19 protein-coding genes are annotated in these 22037 nt (G+C 70.1%); 13 read left to right on the forward strand and 6 right to left on the reverse strand.

What is annotated here, in order from left to right:
* The first annotated feature begins 23 nt into the window (after window positions 1-23).
* Together AB7M35_RS12000 and AB7M35_RS12005 are read left to right on the forward strand one after the other, a co-directional pair.
* Window positions 24-254, forward strand: coding sequence for a hypothetical protein (locus AB7M35_RS12000; RefSeq protein WP_453960055.1), 231 nt, complete (start codon window positions 24-26; stop codon window positions 252-254).
* Entirely contained in the window at window positions 251-553 is a 303-nt protein-coding gene (locus AB7M35_RS12005) for a type II toxin-antitoxin system RelE/ParE family toxin (RefSeq protein ID WP_453960056.1), read from the forward strand. The genes AB7M35_RS12000 and AB7M35_RS12005 overlap by 4 nt, the downstream gene beginning before the upstream one ends.
* A 3-nt stretch (window positions 554-556) precedes the next feature.
* Here the strand turns inward: AB7M35_RS12005 and leuD are convergent, their stop codons facing one another.
* Together leuD and AB7M35_RS12015 are read right to left on the reverse strand one after the other, a co-directional pair.
* Window positions 557-1162, reverse strand: a complete 606-nt coding sequence (gene leuD / locus AB7M35_RS12010) for a 3-isopropylmalate dehydratase small subunit (RefSeq protein WP_453960058.1) — start codon at window positions 1160-1162, stop codon at window positions 557-559.
* Between the two features lie 86 nt (window positions 1163-1248).
* Window positions 1249-1770: a peroxidase-related enzyme gene (locus AB7M35_RS12015; RefSeq protein WP_453960716.1), complete on the reverse strand. Its 522-nt coding sequence runs from the start codon at window positions 1768-1770 to the stop codon at window positions 1249-1251.
* 393 nt (window positions 1771-2163) lie between these two features.
* Between AB7M35_RS12015 and AB7M35_RS12020 the strand changes: the two genes are divergently transcribed.
* Together AB7M35_RS12020 and AB7M35_RS12025 are read left to right on the forward strand one after the other, a co-directional pair.
* The gene (locus AB7M35_RS12020) at window positions 2164-6996 is read left to right on the forward strand and encodes an NAD-glutamate dehydrogenase (protein WP_453960060.1); all 4833 of its coding nucleotides are present in this window, start codon (window positions 2164-2166) and stop codon (window positions 6994-6996) included.
* A 312-nt stretch (window positions 6997-7308) separates the two neighbouring features.
* The gene (locus AB7M35_RS12025) at window positions 7309-7944 is read left to right on the forward strand and encodes a hypothetical protein (RefSeq protein WP_453960062.1); all 636 of its coding nucleotides are present in this window, start codon (window positions 7309-7311) and stop codon (window positions 7942-7944) included.
* A gap of 115 nt (window positions 7945-8059) precedes the next feature.
* Here AB7M35_RS12025 and AB7M35_RS12030 read toward each other — a convergent pair whose 3' ends face one another.
* The 3 genes from AB7M35_RS12030 to AB7M35_RS12040 all read right to left on the reverse strand — a co-directional run bounded on the left by AB7M35_RS12030 (window position 8060) and on the right by AB7M35_RS12040 (window position 11153).
* Window positions 8060-8833, reverse strand: a complete 774-nt coding sequence (locus tag AB7M35_RS12030) for a DUF2092 domain-containing protein (protein WP_453960063.1) — start codon at window positions 8831-8833, stop codon at window positions 8060-8062.
* 148 nt (window positions 8834-8981) lie between these two features.
* Complete coding sequence (locus AB7M35_RS12035) at window positions 8982-9353, reverse strand: hypothetical protein (protein ID WP_453960065.1); 372 nt, start codon at window positions 9351-9353, stop codon at window positions 8982-8984.
* Between the two features lie 288 nt (window positions 9354-9641).
* Window positions 9642-11153, reverse strand: coding sequence for an AMP nucleosidase (locus AB7M35_RS12040; protein WP_453960066.1), 1512 nt, complete (start codon window positions 11151-11153; stop codon window positions 9642-9644).
* Window positions 11154-11381: 228 nt separating this feature from the next.
* Here AB7M35_RS12040 and AB7M35_RS12045 point away from each other — a divergent pair, with 228 nt between their 5' ends.
* On the forward strand, window positions 11382-12524 hold the full coding sequence (locus tag AB7M35_RS12045) for a DNA methyltransferase (protein WP_453960068.1): 1143 nt from the start codon (window positions 11382-11384) through the stop codon (window positions 12522-12524).
* Window positions 12525-12708: 184 nt separating this feature from the next.
* Here AB7M35_RS12045 and mutY read toward each other — a convergent pair whose 3' ends face one another.
* On the reverse strand, window positions 12709-13800 hold the full coding sequence (gene mutY, locus AB7M35_RS12050) for an A/G-specific adenine glycosylase (RefSeq protein WP_453960070.1): 1092 nt from the start codon (window positions 13798-13800) through the stop codon (window positions 12709-12711).
* A 104-nt stretch (window positions 13801-13904) separates the two neighbouring features.
* Here mutY and AB7M35_RS12055 point away from each other — a divergent pair, with 104 nt between their 5' ends.
* From AB7M35_RS12055 to AB7M35_RS12090, 8 genes are all read left to right on the forward strand, one after another.
* A complete protein-coding gene (locus tag AB7M35_RS12055; RefSeq protein WP_453960071.1) occupies window positions 13905-14459 on the forward strand; it encodes a DUF721 domain-containing protein in 555 nt (184 codons plus the stop codon).
* 127 nt (window positions 14460-14586) lie between these two features.
* The gene (locus AB7M35_RS12060) at window positions 14587-15234 is read left to right on the forward strand and encodes a DsbA family protein (RefSeq protein ID WP_453960072.1); all 648 of its coding nucleotides are present in this window, start codon (window positions 14587-14589) and stop codon (window positions 15232-15234) included.
* Window positions 15235-15330: 96 nt separating this feature from the next.
* Window positions 15331-18789 (forward strand): chromosome segregation SMC family protein, encoded by a 3459-nt coding sequence (locus tag AB7M35_RS12065; RefSeq protein ID WP_453960073.1) that lies wholly within the window; start codon window positions 15331-15333, stop codon window positions 18787-18789.
* Between the two features lie 387 nt (window positions 18790-19176).
* Entirely contained in the window at window positions 19177-19560 is a 384-nt protein-coding gene (locus tag AB7M35_RS12070; RefSeq protein ID WP_453960075.1) for an AtpZ/AtpI family protein, read from the forward strand.
* 35 nt (window positions 19561-19595) lie between these two features.
* Complete coding sequence (locus tag AB7M35_RS12075) at window positions 19596-20357, forward strand: F0F1 ATP synthase subunit A (RefSeq protein WP_453960077.1); 762 nt, start codon at window positions 19596-19598, stop codon at window positions 20355-20357.
* 61 nt (window positions 20358-20418) lie between these two features.
* Window positions 20419-20646, forward strand: a complete 228-nt coding sequence (locus AB7M35_RS12080; RefSeq protein WP_018700796.1) for a F0F1 ATP synthase subunit C — start codon at window positions 20419-20421, stop codon at window positions 20644-20646.
* 192 nt (window positions 20647-20838) lie between these two features.
* Window positions 20839-21402: a F0F1 ATP synthase subunit B gene (locus AB7M35_RS12085; RefSeq protein ID WP_453960079.1), complete on the forward strand. Its 564-nt coding sequence runs from the start codon at window positions 20839-20841 to the stop codon at window positions 21400-21402.
* 4 nt (window positions 21403-21406) lie between these two features.
* A complete protein-coding gene (locus tag AB7M35_RS12090; protein ID WP_453960080.1) occupies window positions 21407-21892 on the forward strand; it encodes a F0F1 ATP synthase subunit B in 486 nt (161 codons plus the stop codon).
* The last annotated feature ends 145 nt before the right edge of the window (window positions 21893-22037 follow it).

Raw genomic sequence — 22037 nt, forward strand, 5'->3', positions numbered from 1 at the left:
CAAGCCGTGCTAGACTTGGCTTCATGACGAAGCTCATGGAAGACGCCATCCGCGCGCTGTCGAAGCTGCCGGCCGATCGGCAGGATGCCCTGGCGCGGCTGATCCTCGATCAGATCGGGCCAGAGGGCGGACCGCTGACGCTGAGCGCGGACGAGCGACGTGCGGTCGAGGCGGGAATCGCCGACAGCGACGCCGGGCGGTATGCGGACGAGGGCGCCCTGCAGGCGCATCTGGACCGACTGCGGTCGGCATGAAGGCACGGCTCAGCCGCCGAGCCGATCGCGAACTCGCCGACGCCGTCGCCTATCTGCTGGACGAGAACCCCGCCGCCGCGCGAGGCTTTGCGGACGCGCTGGAAATCGCCATCCGCAGCCTCGAGCGCTATCCCCGGATCGGACGCGAAACCGATCTCCCCGGGGTCTACATGTTCACGCTCGCGCGCTTCCGCTACCGGATCTTCTACCGGATCCTGGGAGAGACGCTGAGCATCGAGAGCATCTTCCACACCTCGCGGAAACCCGAAGTGCCGGGCGAGGACGATGCCGGGTCGTAAGCCCTAGATCCAGGGGCGGTCCTTGGCGACCTCGTCCTCGTAGCCGCCGATGGTCGGCGCCTTCTCGAGCGTGAGGGCGATGTCGTCGAGGCCGTTGAGCAGGCAGTGCTTGGTCCACGGGTGGATGTCGAACTTGATGACGCCGCCGTCGGGGCCGCGGATCTCCTGGGCTTCCAGGTCGACGGTCAGGCGGGCGTTGGCGCCGCGCTCGGCGTCGTCCATCAGCAGCGCCAGCTCGTCCTCGGACACCTTGATCGCCAGGATGCCGTTCTTCGAGCAGTTGTTGAAGAAGATGTCGGCGAACGAGGTCGAGATCACGCAGCGGATGCCGTAGTCGAGCAGCGCCCACGGCGCGTGCTCGCGGCTGGACCCGCAGCCGAAATTGTCGCCGGCGACGAGGATCTCGGCGTTCTGGTAGGCCGGCTTGTTCAGCACGAAATCCGGGTTCGGCGTGCCGTCGTCGTTGTAGCGCAGCTCCGAGAAGAGGCCGGTGCCGAGGCCGGTGCGCTTGATCGTCTTCAGGTACTGCTTCGGGATGATCATGTCGGTGTCGACGTTGATCATCGGCAGCGGCGCGGCGACGCCCGTGAGGACCGTGAACTTCTCCATGGCGGCACTTTTCCAAGTTGTTCCAGAGTGGCGCTACTCCTAGCCCCCCGACCACCGGAAAGGCAAGCGGTCGTGACCGCCGGGCGTCAGCGCCCGCGGGCGTGATAGTCGGCGTTGGGGCGCATGTCGGTGGCGGCGGCGACGCGGTTGGACATGTTGTAGAAGCCGATCACCGCCGCGATGTCCCAGATGTCGCGGTCGGAGAAGCCGGCGGCGCGCAGCGCCTCGCGGTCCTCCTCGCCGACGCCGAACGGCTCGGCGGTGAGCTTCCAGGCGAAGTCGAGCATGGCGCGCTGGCGCGCCGGCAGCCGGGCGGCGCGGTAGTTCATCACCATCAGCTCGCCGAGCACCGGATCGCCCGACAGCTCGCGCACCGCGGCGCCGTGGGCGACCAGGCAGTAGTAGCAGCGGTTCACGCTGGAGACGACGACGGCGATCATCTCCCGCTCCAGCTTCGACAGGCCGGAGTCGGCGAGCATCAGGTCGTTGTACATGTCGGTGAAGGCGCGCAGCTTCTTCTCGTCGAAGGCGTAGGCCTTGAGCACGTTGGGGACCAGGCCGAGCTTCTCCTCGCACTTGGCGAAATAGGTCTCTGTCGCCGGGCTCATGGGCTCGGACGGCTCCAGATGCAGCGCGATGGCGGGGTCGTCGAAGTCGGGGCTCTCAGCGCGCGCGTCGGTCATGGCGTTTCCCTCTCAGCCTTTTCTGGGCGCCCTGCGTCCGCGGCAAGGCGGCGGGCCCGGGACGGGCGCGGACGGAAACATACGCCGCCTCGCGCGTTGCCTGTGCACAGCCATCCCGCACCCGGCGGGCAAGCGTAGCACGTCCGCCGGCCCCGCATCATCGCCCGAACACCCCCGCCCCCGACGGTCATCAACCGGTGAACTTCCCGTGAGACCCATCCGCCGGGCGCCATTCCGCGCGGCCGCGCCGGCCCTTCCCCTTGCCGCACGTCGGCGGCCCCGCTACCACCGAAGCGGGAGAAACGATCGGAGATCGCCATGCTCGATCGCTACGAAGCCGAAAAGGCCGACAGGATCGCCGCCGCCGTCGGGCGGATCGCCGCCGAGGACGAGGCATCCGACCGCAAGCGCTTCACCGCGCTGCTCTACGCGCGCGGGTCCGCCGAGGACCTGGTGAAGTGCAGCGCCGACGAGCTCTCTGCCCACGCCGACCACGCCTGGTCGGTGGTGCAGGAGCGCAAGGCGGGCGAGCACCAGATCTCCGTCGTCAATCCGTCGCTGGAGACGGCCGGGCACGACCATCTGGGCCTCACCGTCATCGACATCGTGAACGACAACATGCCGTTCCTGTTCGATTCGGTGATGAACGAGCTCTACGACTTCGGCGCCGACGTCTCGCTCGTGCTGCATCCGATCTATGCCTGCCGGCGCGACGAGGCGGGCAAGCTCGTCGAGTTTCTCGGCGAGGCCCCGGGCGACGGCAAGGCCGGGCGGGAAAGCCTGATCCACATCCACATCGGCCGGATCGAAAGCGCGGAACGCCGCGCCGAGCTGGTCCAGCGCCTCGACCAGACCCTCTCCGACGTCCGCGTCGCGGTGGCCGACTGGAAGCCGATGCGCGCGCGGGTGAAGGAGATCATCAAGCGCTACCGCAAGGCGGAGCTGCCCATCGACGAGGCCGAGCTCACCAAGGCGGTGTCGTTCCTGGAGTGGCTGACCGAGGACGACTTCATCTTCCTGGGCCTGCGCGAGTACCGGCTGGAAGGCGACGTGGAGACCGGCGAGCTGGAGCCTGAGCTCGACACCGGGATGGGCCTGCTGCGCGACCCGGAGCTGAGGGTGCTGCGCCGGGGCACCGAGTTCGTGGTGATGACGCCGGAGATCCGCGAGTTCCTGCGCCAGCCGCCGCCGCTGATCGTCACCAAGGCCAACGCCCAGACCCGCGTGCACCGCCGGGTGCACCTCGATTTCGTGGGCATCAAGGACTACGGCAAGGACGGCGCGCTGAAGGGCGAGGTGCGGCTGGTCGGGCTGTTCTCGTCGCGCGCCTACACCAAGTCGGTCCTCGAGATCCCCTACATCCGCGAGAAGGTTCGGGCGGTGCTCGACCGCGCCGGCTACGACGCCGACAGCCATTCCGGCAAGGCGCTGCTGAACGTGCTGGAATCCTACCCGCGCGACGAGCTGTTCCAGATCGACGCCGACCTGCTCTACCAGTTCGCGACGGCGGTGCTGGAGCTCGGCGAGCGGCCGCGCATCCGGGTGCTGGCGCGCACCGATTCCTACGAGCGGTTCGTCTCGATCCTCGTCTTCGTGCCGACCCGCACCTACACCACCGAGCAGTCGACCGAGATCGGCGACTATCTCGCCCGGCTGTACGACGGCCGGGTTTCGGCCGCCTACGTGGACTATCCCGAGGGGCCGCTGGCGCGCATCCACTTCATCATCGGCCGCCACGCCGGCCCGACGCCGCAGCCCTCCCGCGAGACGATGGAGGCGGCGGTCGCCAAGCTCGTGCGCACCTGGGCCGACGACCTCGCCGAGGCGCTCTCCGACCAGCACGGCTGGGAGACCACCGACCGCCTGCTCGCCCGCTACGGGGAAGCCTTCGACGGCGGCTACGAGGCCACCTACTCCGTCGAGACCGCCGTGCGCGACATCGGCATGATCGAGCGGGTGAACGCCGACCGGCCGACGGCCATCGTGTTCTTCCGGCGGCCCGGCGACGCGGAAAACCGCTGCTCGCTGAAGCTGTTCTCGCACCAATCGCCGACGCCGCTGTCGGACCGGGTGCCGATCCTCGAGCAGATGGGCTTCCGCGTCATCAACGAGCGCACCTTCCGGATCGACCTGGAGGGCGAGGAGAACGTCTACATCCACGACATGTCGCTGGCGCGCACCGGCGCCGGGTCGATCGACCTGGACAGCCAGGGCGCGGCGCTGGAAGCGATGTTCATGGCCGTGTGGACGCGGCGGGCCGAGAGCGACGGCTTCAACGCGCTCCTGGTGACCGCCGGGCTCGCCTGGCGCGACATCGCCATGCTGCGCGCGCTGGCGCGCTATCTGCGCCAGGCCGGCGTGCCCTATTCCCAGGACTACATCTGGGGGGCGCTGACCCGCTATCCGGCGGTAGCGCGGCTGCTGGTCGAGCTGTTCCACGTGCGCTTCGACCCGCGCGACGACACCATCGATCGGTCGCTGGCCGCCGCGCGCCTGCAGGAGCAGATCGACGCCGAGCTCGAGCAGGTCTCCAACCTCGACGACGACACCATCATCCGCCGCTTCACCAACCTGCTCTACGCGATGCTGCGGACCAACTTCTTCAAGCTGGACGAGGACGGCAGCGTCCCCGACACCTTCGCCTTCAAGCTGTTCCCGGGCGCCATCGACGTGCTGCCGGCGCCGCGGCCGTTCCGCGAGATCTGGGTCTACAGTCCGCGGGTCGAGGGCGTGCACCTGCGCTTCGGCGAGGTGGCGCGCGGCGGACTGCGCTGGTCCGACCGCGCCCAGGACTTCCGCACCGAGGTGCTGGGGCTGGTGAAGGCGCAGCAGGTCAAGAACGCGGTGATCGTGCCGGTGGGCGCCAAGGGCGGCTTCCTGCCGAAGCAGCTGCCGGAGACTGGCGGGCGCGAGGCGGTGTTCGCCGAGGGCACCGCGGCCTACAAGATCTTCATCAACGCGCTGCTGAGCGTCACCGACAACCTGATCGACGGCCAGGTCGCGCCGCCGCCCGGCGTGGTGCGCCACGACGGCGACGACACCTACCTGGTGGTGGCGGCCGACAAGGGCACCGCCACCTTCTCCGACACGGCCAACGCCATCGCCGAGTCGCGAGACTTCTGGCTGGGCGACGCGTTCGCCTCCGGCGGCTCCCAGGGCTACGACCACAAGGCCATGGGCATCACCGCGCGCGGCGCCTGGGAGGCCGTGAAGCGGCACTTCCGCGAGATGGACACCGACATCCAGACCACGCCGTTCTCGGTGGTCGGCGTCGGCGACATGTCGGGCGACGTGTTCGGCAACGGCATGCTGCTGTCGAAGGCGATCCGGCTTCTGGCGGCCTTCGACCATCGCGACATCTTCATCGATCCCGATCCCGATCCGGCCACCTCATGGGAGGAGCGCAAGCGCCTCTTCGACAAGCCGCGCTCGAGCTGGCAGGACTACGACACCGCGCTGATCTCCAAGGGCGGCGGCGTGTTCTCGCGCTCGGCGAAGTCGATCACGCTGTCGGCGGAGATCCAGGCGCTGCTCGGCATCGACAAGGCGAGCGCCACGCCGCTGGAGGTGATGCGCGCCATCCTGAAGACGCAGGCCGACCTTCTGTGGTTCGGCGGCATCGGCACCTACGTGCGCGCCGCCTCGGAAACCAACCTGGACGTGGGCGACCGCGCCAACGACGCCATCCGGGTGACGGCGGAGGAGCTGCGCGTCCGGGTGATCGGCGAGGGTGCCAACCTGGGCGTGACCCAGAAGGCGCGCATCGCGTTCGCCCGCTCGGGCGGCCGCTGCAACTCCGATGCGATCGACAACTCGGCCGGCGTCAACACCTCCGACGTCGAGGTGAACATCAAGATCGCCCTGCGCGCCGCCGAGGGCCAGGGCCTGATCGACCGGACCCGGCGCAACGAGGTGCTCGCCGCGATGACCGAGGAGGTCGCCGCGATCGTGCTGCGCAACAACTACCTGCAGACGCTGGCGATCTCGCTGACACGCGACCTCGGCCTGGAGGACGTCGGCTTCGAGATGCGCATGATGCAGCTGCTCGGCGAGCGCGGCGTGCTCGACCGCGAGCTGGAGACGCTGCCGACCGACCAGGAGCTGACCAGCCGGGCCTCGCGCGGCGAGGCGCTGTCGCGGCCGGAGGTGGGCGTGCTGCTCGCCTACGCCAAGATCACGCTCTACGACGCGCTCTTGTCCTCCAGCGTGCCCGACGACACCTATCTCGGCCGCGAGCTCCGGCGCTATTTCCCGGGGCTGATGCAGGAGGAGTTCGGCGACCAGATCGAGGCGCATCCGCTGCGCCGGGAGATCATCGCCACGGTGCTCGCCAACTCGATGATCAACCGCGGCGGCCCGACCTTCGTGGTGCGCATGAGCGACCAGACCGGCGCCGAGGTGGAGCGCATCGCCCAGGCCTTCGCCACCTGCCGTGATTCGTTCTCGCTCACCAGCCTGAACGGCGAGATCGACGCGCTGGACACGCTGGTGCCCGGCGACGTGCAGCTGGCGCTCTACCGGGCGATCCAGGACCTCGTGCTCGACGCGACGGTCTGGTTCATCCGCAACGTGCGCTACGACGAGGGCATCGAGGCGGTGGTGAGCCGCTTCCGGACCGGCATCGAGGCGATCGAGCCGAAGCTCAACGGGGTGATGCCGCAGCACCTGCGCGAGGCGACCGAGGAGACCGCGGCGGGATGGATCGAGGCCGGCGTGCCCGCCCCGCTCGCCCACCGGATCTCGCGTCTGGCGATCACCGCGGCGGTGCCGGACATCATCGTGGTGTCGGAGGAGACCGGGGCGCCGCTGGAGCGCGCCGCGGAGGCCTACTTCGCCATCGACGGCCGCTTCCGCATCGGCCAGATCGAGGCGCTGGCCCGCACCATGATCGTCGGCGACTACTTCGACGGCCTGGCGCTGGACCGGGCCCGCCGGACGCTGGCGGAGGCGCACCGGCGGATCACCCAGGAGGTGCTGTCGTCGGGCGGGACCGACGATCCCGACATGGCGGTGGAGGCCTGGATCGCCGAGCGCGCGCACCAGGTGGAACGCGCGCTGACGACGGTTACCCGGCTGGGCGAGACCGAGACGATCACGGTCTCCCGGCTGTCGGTGGCGGCGAGCCTGCTGGCCGACGTGGCGGGCAGCTGAGCCGGCGGTCGGCGGCGTCGGCGACATGGACAAAAGTTCATGCGCCGGGCGTGCGCAGGCCATGGCCCGGACCGCGGCGCGGTGCTATCAGCGTCGGCGCACCGGCCCTCCGACGACGCCAGGGAACGGGCATTCGATCCGCGGCCATTTCGGGCGGATCGGGTGCCTGCCCGCCGCATCGAACAGGGCCTTCGCGCGATCCGGCGGAACTACCGGGCGACTACGGCATTGAACGATCAACTAAACGGCCCCGGCAGACGCCGGGAAGCCACACCGGCACCCTTCGGCCGGTGACAAGGAGGACCTACCAGAATGACCGCATTCAACACGTCCCTGCGCGGCGTCGCCGCAGCCCTCGCCCTGTCCGCGTTCGCGGTCGCCCCGGCCGTCGCGCAGACGGCGACGACCACGACCAAGACCACCGCGACGGCCACCACGACGCCGTCCCAGAGCTTCGTCGACGTGTTCGGCGACGCCACGGTGACGACCTTCAAGGCGCAGGTCGCCACGACGAACGAGATGGAAAACCAGGTCGTCGTCAAACTGCGCAACGGCAACCAGTACGCCGTGCCGGTGCCGGTCGGATTCGACCTCGCCGAGGTGCGCGAGAACCAGTTCGTCACCATCGAGAACCTGCAGGGCCTGATCCTCGACGTCGAGAAGAGCAGCGCCGACCAGCCGGGCGTCACCTACAACGTCGACGACGTCGACCTGACCGACACCGACAAGCTGCCGGAAGGCCTGACCATCCGCAGCGTGACGCTGACGATCCAGATCGAGAAGATCGACCGCAAGGCCGGCACGGTGACCTTCGAGGCCCCGAGCGGCGAGAAGCGCACCGTGGCGCTGCTGCACCCGGAAATGCTGAAGACCCTCGACGTGAAGGACGGCGACCTCGTCGACCTGACCTTCTACGAGGGCGTCGGCATCTCCATCAGCAACACCTGATCGGCCTCTCCGGCCGACAGACCGCCTGAAACGACGAAGGCCGGGATCGACGATCCCGGCCTTTTTCATGTCCGCGGCCCGGCACGGCCAACAGGCCGCCCTACGGCCGAAGGCGTCAGTTGTCCGAGGGAAGCTCCATGGCCGTCCAGCCGTCCGGGATGTTGGCCTCGAACATCGCGTCCGGCTGGTCCGCCTCGGAGAAGCCGGCGAAGCTCAGGATGTACTCCGGATCGCCGACCTGGCGGACGTAGGTGACCACCAGGCGCTCCGGCAGCGGCGCGTCGCCCTCGGCGATCCACAGCTGGCTGGCGGCGTCGATGGTGTCGATGTCGACCAGCGTGCTGGCGGCGTCGCCGAGCGTGCGGGTGCCGACGAGCGAGATGTCGAGCACGTTGTCGGCGATGTCGTCGAACGGTTTGGAGCGGGCGAACATCAGCACCGGCAGGTTGAGCCCGAGCCGCGTCTCGATCGCCTCGATCAGCCCGTCGGTGTCGCCCTCGAACGGCAGCGCGATGTAGGTCTTGTCGACGATGTTGGCGAGCGTCACCGTCTTGCCGTCGAACCAGACCTTGCGGTCGCTGCCGTCGTCGAACTTCGCCTCGAAGAACAGCTTGTTCGGCCGCTTGACGGCGACGTGGATGCTGGCCGCCCGCTTGCTGGGCGTGCCCTCGAGGGCGGGCTCGTCGAACAGGGTGGTGGCGTCGAAGGCGAAGCTCGACATGCCGGCGAGATGGTCGGTCATGGCCTGCACGGCGGCGACGGCGTCGCCGTCGGTGGGGGCCTGGTCGGCGGCGCCGCTCTGGGCGGCGGCGGTGCCGACGGAGCCGGCGAGCACGGCGGCCGCGACCCACGGGCCGAGCCCGCGGGCGAAGGTCAGATGGAACCTCATGTGCGTGGATTTCCTCGGTATCGAAGATGGCTGATCGGACGTCCGGGCCGGGCGCCGCCTGACGGCGATGCCACCCGGGCTTGTCGAAGCGGTGCCGCGCGGCCGGCCGGGGCGCAGCGCCCGACTGGCGGCGGCGCGGCGGACGGGATCACCAGCGGCGATCGACCCGGCGCGTGGTGCGCCGCGCGGTGCGGCGGGCGACGCCGTTGACGCCGGCCGGGCCGTAGACCGGGGCCACGCGCACCGGACCCGGCACGTAGGCCGGGTGCGCCGGGTAGACCCAGTAGGGCGCGCCCACGGCGGTGTAGTACATCATCGGCTGGGCGATGGTGTTGGTGTCGATCACCACCTGGGCGCCGGACTGGGTGTAGACGGTCACCTGCGCGGCGGCGGCGATGTCGGTGCCGACCATCGAGGCGATGGAGGCCAGCACCGCGATGCGGGCGAGCCGCCGGAACGCGGGGCGCTGGCGGAAATCCGCCTGTCGCGTGTCTGCCTGTCGGATGTCTGTCGAGGTCATGAAGCCGTAGTCCTCCTTGTCCCGCCGCCGGCCATGGCGGCGCCCATCGATCACGGGCGTGCGGGATGCGGACGGAAGCCCGGGCCCCGGTCAGCCATCCCGTGCGCGTGTCACGACGCCCGCGCGAACTGCCCGTCCGCATGGAAGCCGTGATTCGGGTTTTCGCCCCGGTCCTCCCAATCTATGCGATTCCGCGAATCGGGGCGACCCGGACGATCGCCGCGATTGAGGCAAGCGCTTGAACATGCAACGTTTTTGCTGCGCATGGGCGACGGCAAGGCGGGCCGGCTACTGGAACGCGACCTCCTCGAACGAGCGAAGCTTGCGCGAATGGAGCCGCTCGCGCGGCATCGAGCGCAGGCTCTCCAGCGCGGCAATGCCGATGGCCAGGTGCTGGTCGACCTGGCGCCGGTAGAAGGCGCTCGCCATGCCGGGCAGCTTGATCTCGCCGTGCAGCGGCTTGTCGGAGACGCACAGCAGCGTGCCGTAGGGCACCCGGAAGCGGAAGCCGTTGGCGGCGATCGTCGCCGATTCCATGTCGAGCGCGATGGCGCGGGACTGGGAGAAGCGCCGGAGCGGCTCGCGCGGGTCGCGAAGCTCCCAGTTGCGGTCGTCGATGGTGGCGACCGTGCCGGTGCGCATCACCCGCTTCAGCTCGTAGCCCGACAGGCCGGTGATCGCGGCGACCGCCTGCTCGATGGCCACCTGCACCTCCGCCAGCGGCGGGATCGGCACCCAGGCCGGCAGGTCGGCGTCGAGCACGTGGTCCTCGCGCACGTAGCCGTGGGCCAGCACGTAGTCGCCGAGCCGCTGGGTGTTCCTGAGGCCCGCGCAGTGGCCGAGCATCAGCCAGGCGTGCGGCCGGAGCACCGCCACGTGGTCGGTGATGGTCTTGGCGTTGGACGGGCCGACGCCGATGTTGACCAGCGTGATGCCGGCATGGTCGCCGCGCACCAGGTGGTAGGCCGGCATCTGCGGCATCCGGTCGGGCGTCTGGCCGCTCTCGGGCCCGCGCGCGCCCGGCGGGGTGACGCAGTCGCCCGGCTCCACGAAGGCGTCGTAGCCGCCGCCGCCCTCCTCCATCACCCGGCGGGCATGGGCGATGAAGGCATCGACGTAGAAGGCGTAGTTGGTGAACAGCACGTAGTTCTGGAAATGGCGGGCGCTGGTGGCGGTGTAGTGGCGCAGCCGGTGCAGCGAGTAATCGATGCGCGGCGCGGTGAACGGCGCCAGCGGATGCACCGATCCCGGCACCCGCTCCAGCGTGCCGTTGACGATGGCGTCGTCCATGTGGGTGAGATCCGGCACGTCGAAGCGGTCGCGCAGCGGCCAGGCCATGCCCGGCCCGAGCGCCCCCTCGACGTTCATGCCCTCCGGATAGGCGAAGTGGATGGGGATCGGCACGGTGGACTCGCCCACCGTCACGGCGGCGCCGTGGTTGGCGACGAGCAGGCCGATCTGCTCGATCAGGTAGTCGGTGAAGAGATCCGGCCGGGTGATGGTGGTGGTGTGGGTGCCGGGGCCCGGCACGAAGCCGTAGGCAAGCCGCGAATCCACCCGGCCGAACGACTGGGTGGTGATGCCGATCTCCGGATAGACGGCGCGGGCGCCGCGCTCGGGGATGCGGCCCTCGCGGACCACCGCCTCGAAGCGGTCGCGCAGGAAGCCGGTGTTGCGCTCGTAGATTGCAGCGATGCGGGCGACCGCGGCGCGGGGATCGCGAAAGGCTTCGGCCGGCCACGCCGGCGGATGGTCGATCCGCGCCGCGGCGGGCGGGTCGCGTGGCTCGAAGCCGGTCATTGAGCGCCTCCGTTGCTGTGCGGCCGGACCTGCCGGCGGTGCGTGCCGGAAGGCACGGCCCACTATTCAGGATAGACCGCTCCCGCGTCGAGGGCGAAAGCGCGACGGACCGCAACCTTGACGGAAAGGTTTGGTTAACCTTTTGAAAAAATTACGGAATTAACGCCGTCTTTACCAACCGCGACGCATAACGGTCCTGCCAATTGCGTGAGGTAATGCGTCGCAATGATGAGCAGTAAAACCGGGGCGTCCGCTCGGGCGTCCCGGTCTCTCTCCCTCGCCGACAGTCTCGACCGCGTTCACGTGGGCGACACCGTCGAGATCCTGAACCGTCTCCCCGAAGCGTCGGTGGACGTGGTCTTCGCGGATCCTCCCTACAACCTTCAGCTTGAAGGCCAGCTGACGCGGCCGGACCAGTCGAAGGTGGATGGGGTGGATGACGCGTGGGACAAGTTCGCCTCGTTCGAGGCGTACGACACGTTCACCCGTGCCTGGCTGACCGCTGCGAAGCGCGTGCTCCGGCCCGGCGGAACGCTGTGGGTGATCGGCTCCTATCACAACATCTTCCGCGTCGGCACGGCGCTGCAGGACCTCGACTACTGGATCCTGAACGACGTCGTGTGGGTCAAGTCGAACCCGATGCCGAATTTCCGCGGCCGGCGCTTCACCAATGCCCACGAGACGATGATCTGGGCGGTGCGCGACAGCCACGAGACCCGCTACACCTTCAATTACGACGCCCTGAAGACCTTCAACGACGGCCTGCAGATGCGCTCCGACTGGACGCTGCCGCTGTGCACCGGCCAGGAGCGGCTGAAGGGGGATGACGGGCACAAACTGCATCCCACCCAGAAGCCGGAGGCGCTGCTCTACCGGGCGCTTTTGGCCAGCACCAATCCGGGCGACATCGTCTGCGATCCCTTCCTCGGTTCCGGCACCACCGCCGCCGTCGCCAAGGCGCTCGGCCGCCACTACATCGGTATCGAGCGCGACGCGACGTACGCCGCCGCCGCCCGCGAGCGCATCGCCAGCGTGCACGCCGCGCCGGACGAGGGTCTGCGGACCGTGCTCAGCAAGCGCGCCGCGCCGCGCATCCCCTTCGGCACGCTGCTGGAAGCCGGCCTGATGCGGCCCGGCGAGGTGCTCACCTGCCCGAAGAACCGGCACAGGGCGATCGTCCGCGCCGATTCCTCGCTGGAGGCGGACGGCCACGTCGGCTCGATCCACAAGGTGGGCGCCGCGGTGCAGGGCCTGGATGCGTGCAACGGCTGGACGTTCTGGCACTTCGAGCGGCGCGGCAACCGCCAGCCCATCGACGCGCTGCGCGAAGCGATCCGCGCGACAACGGCGGCCGCCGCACAGGCGGCCTGAACCCGGCGTTCGCTTTCCCCTCACGCCGGGTTCGCTTCGCTCACCGGCTCCGGGTGGGCGGCCTGACCGGCCGGCGCGCGGTCGCGCGCTTGGGGGACTCCGGTCCGCTCACGCGAGCGCGGCCTGACCGGCCGGCGCGCAGTCGCGCGCTGGTGGGGGCAACTTCAGGAAAGAACGGCGCTGCCTAGCCGGCCGTCTCCAGCGCCGCCGCAACGACCTTGCGCATGACGGTGGGGAGTGCCTCGCCGTCGAGACGGTCGGGCGGCGACCACCACGCATCGGCCGGCGCCGCGATGTCCCTGCCCACCTCCGCCCGGTAGACGTCGAGGGTCAGGTGGAAGTGCGTGAAGGTGTGCCGCACCGGCGCCGGCAGCCGCCGCCACGTCGCCCTGAGCGGCGGCTCGTCGTCCTCGATCTCGCCCTTTCCCGCCGCCCATCCAGCACCCGGAACCTCGGCCATGCCGCCGAGCAGCCCGCGCTCGGGCCGCCGGCGCAGCAGCACGGCGCCGTCGGCGCGCACCGCCACGTAGGCGACGCCGGTGCGGGTCGGCTTGTCCTTCTTCGGCGCCTTGACCGGATAGAGCTCCTGATCGCCGGCGATGCGCGCGGCGCAGCCTTCCATCAGCGGACAGAGCGCGCAGGCAGGCCGCTTCGGCGTGCAGATGGTGGCGCCGAGATCCATCATCGCCTGGGCGAAGCAGCCGGGCCGCGACGCCGGCGTCATCGCCGCGACCGCGTCGCGGACCTCGGCCTTCGCCTTCGGCAGCGGCGTGGCGATGCGCTCCAGCCGGGTGACGACGCGCTCGACGTTGCCGTCCACCACCGGCACCTGCTCGTCGAAGGCGATCGCCGCGATGGCGCCGGCCGTGTAAGGGCCGATGCCCGGCAGCATCGACAGGCCGGCGGCGGTCTCGGGAAAGCGGCCGCCGTGCTCGGCGGCGACGATCTCGGCGCAGCGCTTCAGGTTCCGGGCGCGGCTGTAGTAGCCGAGTCCGGCCCACTCCTGCATGACGGAGTCGCTTTCGGCCGCCGCGAGATCGGCCACGGTGGGCCAGCGCGCGACGAAGCGGCCGAAATAGGGGCCGACGGCCGCCACCGTGGTCTGCTGCAGCATGATCTCCGACAGCCAGACGCGGTACGGGTCGGGCCGCTCGCCCGCCTTGCGCGCCGCCGGCCCGATGCGCCACGGCAGGCGGCGGGCGTGCGCGTCGTACCAGGCGAGCAGCGCCGGGGCGCGCTCGCGGAGACGGGAGGGGGACGAAGCGGGGCTCGGCATCGATCGCGTGTCGCCCATGGCTGCGGGAAGATCAAGCCTCGCGCGGGCCCGGCCACTCGATTAGACTGCCGCCTTCCGCTTTTCCTCCCGATGCAAGGACTCCCATGGCTCGCGGGAGCACACCCAAGGACAGCCACCGCGCCCCGCCGTTCGCCAAACGGCGCCGGGCGGTGCCGCTCGCCGACCTGATCGGCGACGCGCTGACGCCCGCGGCCCGCAAGCGGGGATTCGCCTCCGCCGCGATCCTCACGCACTGGGATTCCATCGTGGACGCCGAAACGGCGCTGACGGCACTTCCCGAAAGATTGATCTGGCCGCGCCGGCGCGCCGGCGAGGAGGAAGCCGGCGGCGGCGCCACCCTGGTGGTTGCCACCAACGGCGCCTCGGCGATGGTGCTGCAGCACACCGCGCCGCTGCTGATCGACCGGCTGAACACCTTCTTCGGCTGGCGCGCCGTGGAGCGGCTGAAGATCGTGCAGCGGCCGATTCCCGCACGCGAGGCGCCGCGCGCGCCGCTGCCTCCGCTGTCGGCCGAGGACGAGGCGGCGCTGGCCGAACGCCTCGCCGCGCTGGAGGAATCGCCGCTGAAGGCGGCGCTGGAGCGGCTCGGCCGCGCCGTGCTGTCATCGCGCCCGGCGCGCGGGCCGGACGCCCGATAGGGCACGAAGACGCCCCCGCGACGCCATTCGCCCATGTGTTCGCGCTTGCCATGTTCCGCCACGATCGGCACGTAGGGAACGAGATGCGTCCCCGTTCGGGAGCACAGGAGCTCAGGAGGATACCGAAGTGACGCTTACCCGCAGGACCGTACTCGCCGCCGGCGTGTGTGCCTTTGCCCTCGTGGCGATGGGCGCCCCGAGCTTCGCCCAGGAGGCGGAGAAGTCCGTCGACGTCGACAAGCTGATGGCCAAGGGCCCGCTCGACGAGATGTTCATGGGGTCCGAGGACGCGCCGGTCACCATCGTCGAGTACGCCTCGATGACCTGCCCGCACTGCGCCGACTTCCACGAGACCACGCTGCCGCAGCTGAAAGAGAAATACATCGACACCGGCAAGGTGCGGCTGGTGTTCCGCGAGTTTCCGCTCGACCCGCTCGCCGCGGCCGGATTCATGCTCGCCCGCTGCCGCCCCGCCGACCAATATTTCGACATGGTCGACCTGTTGTTCGCCAAGCAGCGTCAGTGGGCCTACGCGCAGGATCCGGTGACGGCGCTGCTGAACCTCGCCAAACAGGCCGGATTCACACAGGAAAGCTTCGAGGAGTGCTTGACGAATCAGGAGCTTCTCGACGCAGTGAACGAGGTGAAGGACAAGGGCGTGAAGGACTTCGGCGTGACGTCGACCCCGACCTTCTTCATCAACGGTCGCATGTTGCGGGGAGCCCGCGGGATTGACGAGTTCTCGAAAGTCATCGATCCGGAACTCAACGGCTAGCGCCGCCAGCGCTGAGCGCTCCGGCGCGCGTCCCACCGGGCGCGCCCCGGCCCGCCTGACAGACCGCCGCCCGGACGGGCGGCGGCCGGTAGCGCCATGAAGTTCTCCAGCCTCCGCCTCTCCGGCTTCAAGTCGTTCGTCGACCCGACCGATTTCCTGATCGAGCCGGGGCTGACCGGCGTCGTCGGCCCGAACGGCTGCGGCAAGTCGAACCTGGTCGAGGCGCTGCGCTGGGTGATGGGCGAAAGCTCGTACAAGTCCATGCGCGCCTCCGGCATGGACGACGTGATCTTCGCGGGATCCGGCAAGCGGCCGGCCCGCAACGTCGCCGAGGTGTCCGTCGTCCTCGACAATTCCGACCGCTCGGCGCCGGTCGGCTTCAACACCGAAGACAACCTGGAAATCACCCGGCGGATCGAGCGCGAGAGCGGCTCGGTCTACCGCGTCAACGGCCGCGAGGTGCGCGCCCGCGACGTGCAGCTGCTGTTCGCCGACGCCTCCACCGGGTCGCGCTCACCGTCGATGGTGCGCCAGGGGCAGATCGGCGAGCTGATCGGCTCCAAGCCCACCGCGCGCCGGCAGATCCTGGAAGAGGCGGCCGGCATCTCCGGCCTGCACGCCCGCCGCCACGAGGCGGAGCTGCGGCTGCGCGCCGCCGAGCAGAACCTCGACCGGGTCGAGGACGTGGTCGGCGAGATCGGCACGCAGCTGGAAAACCTGAAGCGCCAGGCGCGCCAGGCGAACCGCTACAAGGGGCTGTCGGCGGAGATCCGCAAGATCGAGGCGCTGGTCCTGCACCTGCGCTGGCGCGAGGCGCGCGCCGCGGCCACCGCCGCCGGCACCACCCTCGCCGACGCCAAGGCGGCCGCCCAGGGCGCCGCCGAGACCCAGGCCACCGCCGCCCGCGACCAGGCGGTGGCGGCCAGCGCCATGCCGCAGCTGCGCGACCGCGAGGCCGCCGCCGGCGCCACCCTGCAGCGCCTGCGCCACGCCGCCACCGCGCTGGAGGACGACGAGCGCCGGATGCGCGAGCGGCTCGGCGAGCTGGAGCGCCGCATCGGCCAGATCGCCGCCGACATCGAGCGCGAGGCGGCGGTGCTGCGCGACGCCGAGGAGGCCGTGGAGCGGCTGGAGGCGGAGGCCGCGACGCTCACCGCCGAGGAGGACGGCGCCGCCGACCGCCGCGCCGCCGCCGAGGCGCGCCTCGCCCAGGAACAGGAGGCGCTGACGGCAGCCGAGACCCGGCAGGCCGAAGCGACGCGCGCTGAGGCCGGCGCCACCGCCGAGCGCCGAAGGCTCGAGCAGGATCGCGCCCGCACCGCCCAGGACGTCTCCCGCGCCACCGCCGAGCGCGACAAGATCCGCGCCGACCTCGCCCGCATCCAGTCGGAGCTGGACCGCACCAGCGGCGTCGCCGCGGCGCGCGCCGCGCTGGAGGCGGCGGAGGCGGCCGAGCTGGACGCGCTCGGCGCCGGCGAGGCGGCCGAGGCCCGCGCCCGCGAGGCGCGCGACGCCGCCGACCAGGCCCGCGCTCCGGTGGGCGAGCGGGAGAAGGAGATCTCGGCGCTGGAAACCGAGAAGCGGACGCTGGAGACGATCCTGGCGACGCTGGGCGACAGCCGCTTCCCGCCGGTCGTCGACCGGCTGAAGGTGGCGCGCGGCTACGAGGTGGCGCTGGGCGCCGCCCTCGGCGACGATCTCGACGCGGCGCTCGATCCCGAGGCGGCGATCTTCTGGGGCGGCGGCGCCGTCGAGGGCGACGACCCGCTGCTTCCCGAGGGCGCCGAATCACTGGGCGCCCACGTGCGCGGCCCGGCCGAGCTCGCCCGCCGCCTCGCCCAGATCGGCGTCGTCGACGCGGCGCGCGGCGCGGAGCTGCAGAAACTCCTGAAACCCGGCCAGCGGCTGGTGTCGAAATCCGGCGACTTCTGGCGCTGGGACGGGCTGGTCGCCCGCGCCGACGCGCCGACCGCCGCGGCCCAGCGGCTCGCCCAGCGCAACCGCCTGGAGGCACTCGCCGGCGAGCTGGAGACGGCGCAGGCGGCGCTCGCCATCGACCGGGCCGCCCTCGACGCCGCGCGCGCCGCGTCCGCCCAGGCGGCGGCCGACGAGAAGACGGCCCGCGAGACCGCCCGCGCGGCGAGCCAGGCGAGCCGCGACGCCCGCACGCGGCTGGCCGCCGCCGAGAAGGAAGCCGCGCAGCTGGAGAACCGCCGCAGCGCGCTCACCGAGGCGGCGACGCGCGCCGAGACGAGCGTGGGCGCCGCCGAGGCCGCCGCCGCGGAGGCCGCCAGCGCCTTCGAGGCCGCGCCGGACCTGACCGAGCTCGCCCGCCACCGCGAGGCGGCCGACGCCTCGGTGTCGGCGCTGCGCCGTTCGGCGGCCGAGGCGCGCGCCCGGCTCGACGGCGAACGGCGCGAGAACGAGCTGCGCACCAACCGCAAGGCGGCGATCGCCCGGGAAATCGAGAGCTGGCGGACCCGCGTCGGCACCGCCGCCGCCCACCGCGAGGAGCTCGCCGGCCGGCACGGCGAGGCCGAGGCGGAGCGCGCCCGGCTGATGGAGATGCCGGAGGATCACGACCGCAAGCGGCGGGCGATCGCCGGCGAGATCGCCACCGCGGAGACCGAACTCGCCAAGGCCTCCGACGCCCGCGTCGTGGCCGAGGCCACCGTGGCCGAGACCGACCGGGCCGCCAAGGCGGCGCTGGAGGCGCTGAGCACGGCGCGCGAGGGCCTCGCCCGCGCCGAGGAGCGGCTCACCGCCGCGCACGACCGCGAGGCCGCGATCACCGAGGAGATCCTGGAGACGCTGGAGTGCGATCCGGAGGAAGCCGGCCGCATCGGCGGCATCCAGGCCGACGCGCCGCTGCCCGACATGACCGGCGCCGAAACCCGCCTCGACCGCCTGAAGGCCGAGCGCGAGCGGCTGGGCGGCGTCAACCTGCGGGCCGAGGAGGAGGTCCGCGAGTTCGAGGAACGACGCGACACACTGACGCGGGAGCGCGACGACATCATCAACGCCATCGCCCAGTTCCGCCAGGCGATCTCCAACCTGAACCGCGAGGCCCGCGCCCGCCTGACCGACGCCTTCGACACCGTCAACGACCACTTCAAGACGCTGTTCATCCACCTGTTCGGCGGCGGCGAGGCGGAGCTGACGCTGGTGGAGGCCGACGACCCGCTTGAGGCAGGGCTGGAGATCATCGCCCGCCCCCCCGGCAAGAAGCCGCAGGTGCTGAGCCTGCTGTCGGGCGGCGAGCAGGCGCTGACGGCGATGGCGCTGATCTTCGCGGTGTTCCTCACAAACCCCTCGCCGATCTGCGTGCTGGACGAGGTGGACGCGCCCCTGGACGACGCCAACGTCGAGCGCTTCTGCGACCTCGTCGAGGAGATGACCCGCCGCACCGAGACGCGCTTCATGATCATCACCCACAACCCGATCACCATGGCGCGGATGCACCGGCTGTTCGGCGTGACGATGGGCGAGCGCGGCGTCTCGCAGCTGGTATCGGTCGATCTGGAGACGGCCGAGCGCTTCCTGGAGGCCGTTTAGACCGGCCTCCGGGCACTTCCGGGGCCGGCAGCGGCGCACATGTCCACAGGAATCAGCGCCGGCGCCACGCCCGTTGAAGCGCCGGAAAGCATGGCCGCGGCACCCGGTTTCGCACCGCGGGAGAGGTTCGGACGGGGCCATCGCCTCCGGTCGCCGGCCACGGACCTCGCGCAGGACGGCCCGGAACACCGATTCGCCCGGCATCCGGGACTTTCGAATGCCTCCGTCCGCGCGAATGGTCGCTTGACTCCAGAAAATTGCACTGCATAACGTGCGCGCCATCCGACAGGGGTGGTGGTGGCGTCAGCTCGTGCCGGTCCTTCGTGCAGGCACGCGACTGGTTCGACGTCCTCCTGGGACGCGGACCCAAACAGCGGTCGAACGAAGATGGCGGGCGACGACGAACATCACGGCACTGCCGGAGGGACGGGCGACCTCTCCTCGCGGCTGAGCCGACTGTCCGGAAAGATCGAGGCCCAGCGCGCGGCTCGTCGGAAGCGGGATGGGACCGATCGGGCCGCCTCCTCCAACTACGCGGGGATGGGTCAGGCGCTCAAGCTGAGCTCCGAGTTCGTGGGTGGCGTGGCCGTCGGCGCGGCCATCGGCTGGGGCATCGATACCTGGCTCGGCACCACGCCGTTCGGGCTCATTGTCTTTCTGATGCTCGGCTTTGCGGCGGGCGTACTGAATTTGATGCGATCGGCGGGGTTGATCCAAACCCCGGAACCCGGCAAAAGGCGGGTCGACGAAGACGGGAGCGACGGTCGCTAGGCGACCGGCGCCCATAATCAGGAGCAGCGGAGCAGGTGGCGGAAGCAGGCGGACTCGATCCGATCCATCAGTTCGAGGTTCATCCGATCGTCGACATTCATGTCGGCGGGATGGATCTGTCGTTCACCAACGCATCGCTGTTCATGCTCGCCACCACGGCCGTCGTGGCGCTGTTCCTCATCCTGTCGACCGGCGGACGCGGCCTGGTGCCCAGCCGCTGGCAGTCGATGGCGGAGATGAGCTACGAGTTTTCCGCCTCGATGCTGAGAAGCTCGGCGGGCGCCGAGGGCATGCGGTTCTTCCCGCTCGTGTTCTCGCTGTTCATGTTCATCCTGGTGGCGAACATGATCGGCATGTTCCCCTACTTCTACACCGTCACCAGCCAGCTGATCGTGACCTTCGCGTTCTCCATGCTGGTCATCCTGACGGTCATCATTTCCGGTATCCGGCGCCACGGACTGCACTTCTTCAAGCTGTTCGTGCCCGATGGAGTGCCGCTTGCGATCCTGCCGCTGGTCAGCGCGATCGAGGTGATCTCCTTCGTGTCGCGTCCGGTGAGCCTCGCGGTTCGTCTGTTCGCGAACATGCTGGCCGGCCACATCACGCTGAAGGTGTTCGCCGCCTTCGTCGCCGGTCTCAGCGCACTCGGCTTCATCGGCATCATCGGCGCGATTCTCCCGCTGATCATGACGGTGGCGATCACCGCGCTGGAATTCCTGGTCGCCGGCCTGCAGGCCTACGTGTTTGCGGTCCTGACCTGCCTCTACCTCAACGACGCGCTGCATCCGTCGCACTGACGGTCGGCGCACTCCATCACGTTCGCAACCAAAAACCCGTTCACGCTAAGGAGCACACCTCATGGAAGCGGAAGCTGCGAAGTTCATCGGTGCCGGTATTGCCTGCCTCGGTCTCGGCGGCGCCGGCATCGGCCTCGGCCACATCTTCGGCAACTACCTGGCCGGCGCCCTGCGCAACCCGTCCGCGGCCGATGGCCAGTTCGGCCGTCTGATCTTCGGCTTCGCCGTGACGGAAGCGCTGGGCATCTTCTCGCTGCTGATCGCCCTGCTGCTGCTGTTCGCCGTCTGATTTCAGACGCACCCCGTCCGTAGCAACGGAATGGCTGGCGTTCCCGAAAGCGGGATGCGGACAGGCGGAGACAGGGTCTCCGTTCGCATCCCGCGGTTGACCTTGAGACGCGATCGCGGTGCATGGCCTCGGGTCCCCTCGACTCGGCGCCACCGCGATCCTGGGAACGCCGGCGCGAAAGGACGTTAAGAGATGGCGAGCGAACACCTGGCCGAGCAGGCCGCCAATGCAGCCCACGGAGCTGTCGACGTTCCCATGGGGGCGGAGAGCGCGTTTCCCGCGTTCGACGCGGCATCGTTCCCGTCGCATCTGTTCTGGCTGACGGTCTCGTTCGGCATCCTCTATTTCCTGATGATCCGGGTGATCGTGCCGCGGCTCGGCGGGATCCTGGAGGATCGTCGCGACCGCATCGCCGGTGATCTGGGCGAGGCCGACCGGCTTCGCGAGGAGACCGACGCCGCGATCGAGGCCTACGAGACCGAACTCGCGGAAGCGCGCAAGAAGGCCCATGGGATCGCTGCCGAGAGGCGCGAGCACATCAAGGCCGACAACGACGCCAAGCGCCGGAAGGCCGAGGAAGGCCTGACGGAGAAGGTCCGCCAGGCGGAAACCCAGATCAACGAGATCAAGGCGAAGGCCCTTGGCGAAGTCGAGGGCATTGCCGCCGACGCCGCCGAGGCGGTGCTGGCGACCGTGGCTTCGGTGACCGCCGACCGCGCCGAGATCACCGAAGCCGTCAAGGCCGTGAAGGAATAGCGCGATGGGTACCGCAGACGCATTCTGGGCACTCGTCAGCCTGATCATCTTCATCGCCATCATCATCTACTATGGCGTTCCCGGCATGATCGTCCGCGCCCTCGACGGACGCGCCGATCGCATCAGCAAGGAACTCGACGAGGCCCGCCAGCTTCGCGAGGAAGCCCAGGCGCTGCTGGCCGAATATCAGCGCAAGCGCCGCGAGGCCGAGGAAGAGGCTGAGCAGATCGTCGCCGACGCCAAGGCGGAAGCCGAGCGGATGACCGAGGAGGCGAACGCCAAGCTCGAGGACATGATCGAGCGGCGGACCAAGTCGGCCGAGGACAAGATCGCCCAGGCCGAACACCAGGCCGTGGCCGAGGTTCGCGCCCGCGCCGCCGATCTGGCGATCGCCGCTTCCGAGCGGGTTCTGATGCAGAAGGTGAAGGGACCCGTCGCCGACGAGATCCTGGCCCAGAGCATGAATGACCTGAAGGGTCGCCTGAACTAGGCCTGCCGCGACGAGGACTCACCCAAGAGCCCGACGCGACCAAGACATCAAGAAGCGCCGGCGCATCCGCGACCGGCGCTTTTTTTGTGCCCGCGTGCGGCGGCCGGACAGGGCGAGATGTGGACTAGGGGGCCGTTGCGAATCG

This window comes from Amorphus suaedae (assembly GCF_053629675.1).